The 2,013-nt window shown below is 63.3% G+C and carries 2 protein-coding genes and 1 pseudogene; all 3 read left to right on the top strand.

Annotation, left to right across the window (positions count from 1 at the left end):
- Positions 1–255, top strand: a pseudogene (locus VN856_RS14530) (circularly permuted type 2 ATP-grasp protein); the annotation flags it as partial.
- Entirely contained in the window at positions 255–1,235 is a 981-nt protein-coding gene (locus VN856_RS14525; RefSeq protein WP_325690178.1) for an alpha-E domain-containing protein, read from the top strand. The pseudogene VN856_RS14530 and the gene VN856_RS14525, both read left to right, overlap by 1 nt.
- A partial coding sequence (locus tag VN856_RS14520; protein WP_325690176.1) for a transglutaminase family protein occupies positions 1,235–2,013 on the top strand: 779 nt, incomplete at its 3' end. The genes VN856_RS14525 and VN856_RS14520, both read left to right, overlap by 1 nt.

Below are 2,013 nucleotides of genomic sequence, written 5' to 3'. Positions count from 1 at the left end.
TCCAGCCAGGGCGGGGGGTCCAAGGACACCTGGGTGCTGGCGTCGCGCACGTCGGGGGCCGATCGTGAGCTCGGTGCTGCCGAGGTTGTGAAGAAGCTGCCCAAAGCGGCGACCAACGGCGATTCGGACGGTGAAAAGCCGAAACAGTCGCAGAAGCAATTCCAGCAGCAAAGACAGCCGAAGTCGCAACCGGACCTGGAACAACAGCCGGAGCAGCAGCAACAACAACAACAACAGCAGGCGGAGATTCGCTGATGCTCGCCCGCAATGCCGAAGCGCTGTACTGGATCGGTCGCTACGTCGAGCGCGCCGATGACACCGCACGCATCCTCGACGTCACCGTGCACCAGCTGCTGGAAGATTCCAGCGTCGACCCCGATCACATTTCGCGAGTGCTGTTGCAGGTCCTGGGAATTGAGGCTCCCGATAGTGAGCTGGACGTGTGGTCGTTGACCGACCTGGTGGCTTTCAGCCACAACCCTCCGGGCGACGGTTCCTCTATCGTCGACGCCATCTCGGCCGCGAGGGAGAACGCGAGGTCGGCCCGCGAGGTGACGTCCACTGAGACTTGGGAGTGCCTCAACACCACCTTCAACGCACTGGGCGAACGTGAGCGTGCCGCCAAACGCCTTGGCCCGCACGAGTTTCTGTCGTTCATCGAGGGTCGCGCGGCGATGTTCGCCGGTCTTGCCGACTCGACGCTGTCGCGTGATGACGGTTACCGCTTCATGGTGCTGGGCCGTGCGATCGAGCGAGTGGATATGACCGTGCGCATGTTGCTGTCCCGAGTGGGCGACAGCGCGGTGTCCCCGGCGTGGGTGACGGTGCTTCGCTCCGCGGGCGCACACGACACCTATCTGCGTACCTATCGCGGTGTGCTGGACGCCAATCGGGTCGTCGAGTTCATCCTGCTGGACCGCCTCTTCCCGCGGTCGATCTTTTACTCGTTGAAGTTGGCCGAACACAGCCTCGATGAACTGCTGCACAACCGGGGCAGCCGTGTCGGCGCCGTTTCCGAGGCTCAGCGTTTGTTGGGGCGGGCGCGTAGCGAGCTTGAATTCGTGCGGCCGGGCGTTCTGCTCGAGTCGCTGGAGATGCGACTTGCCGGCTTGCAGAAATCCTGTTACGACGTCGGAGAAGCGTTGGCGGCACAGTACTTTCACGCTGTACCGTGGGTTGCCTGGTCTGACGCGGGCCATCGCGATCCACTGCCGGCCAAGAAGGTGAAGAGCTGATGTGGCGTCAACGTGTGCTGCATGCGACCGGCTATGCGTACCCGTCGCCGGCGACGGCCTCGTACAACGAAGCCCGCCTTACACCGCGGTCGGACTCCCGGCAGAACGTCGTCCTCAACCGCGTCGAGACCCTCCCTGCGACAAGGTCGTACCGCTACGTCGACTACTGGGGCACCGCGGTGACGGCGTTCGACTTGCACGCACCGCACACCGAGTTGACCGTGACCTCGGCGTCAGTCGTCGAGACGGATCAGCCCGATCCGGTGACCGAGGAGCTGGCCTGGTCTGATCTGGCGCAAGAGGCGGTCATCGATCGGTACGACGAATTGCTGCGTCCAACCGATTACACGCCGGCGAGCAAACGCATTGCGGCCGTTGGCAAGCGGATCGCCAAGGAACACGAGCCCGCGGACGCCGTCATCGCGGCAGCTGCCTGGGTACGCAGCGAATTGGATTACGTCAAAGGCAGCACCGGAGTCCACACGTCAGGTTCAGATGCTTTGCGTGAAGGCAAAGGCGTCTGCCAGGACTTTGTTCATCTCTCGCTGATGGTGTTGCGCAGCATGGGAATTCCTGCCCGGTACGTGTCGGGCTATCACCATCCTGACGCTGACGCAGTGATCGGGGCGACCGTCGATGGCCAGAGCCACGCCTGGATTCAAGCCTGGACCGGAAGCTGGTGGGACCACGACCCCACCAACGACAGCGAGATCAACGAGCAGTACGTCACTGTCGGCGTCGGGCGGGACTACGCCGACGTCTCGCCGTTGAAGGGCAT

The organism is Mycobacterium sp. (genome assembly GCF_035603715.1).
Lineage (GTDB): Bacteria > Actinomycetota > Actinomycetes > Mycobacteriales > Mycobacteriaceae > Mycobacterium.
Note: the sequence above shows the minus strand (reverse complement) of the source record. Positions and strands in the feature narration are given on the sequence as shown.